Origin of the sequence: Streptomyces katrae (assembly GCF_000966975.1) — a bacterium.
In the GTDB taxonomy this organism is placed as follows: Bacteria; Actinomycetota; Actinomycetes; order Streptomycetales; family Streptomycetaceae; genus Streptomyces; species Streptomyces katrae.
In genome coordinates, this window is sequence record NZ_JZWV01001046.1 from 1 (window position 1) to 245 (window position 245).

Sequence of the window (245 nt, forward strand, 5' to 3'; positions counted from 1 at the left end):
GGTGCTGCTGGACGCTTGCGAGGACCGGCTGGACTCGGTTCTCGCCCTCGCCCGGGTGGCCGCCCACCTCGGGGGCCTGCGCCGGACCGGCCGGGACGGGCTGGAACCCCTGCCGGCCGCGGCGCTGGTCTGCGACGACGTGGCCGCCACCGGGCGGCTCCTGGAGCTGGGCGTACCGGTGGTCCACCTGGAATCGGGGCCCGCCGGCCCGCCCGGCGGCCAAGCGCCGCCGGAGCGCGCGCTCG

General features: G+C 80.0%; 1 pseudogene. It reads left to right on the top strand.

Annotated features, from left to right (window positions below):
- Positions 1-245 (top strand): annotated as a pseudogene (locus VR44_RS32025) (CGA synthase-related protein); the annotation flags it as partial.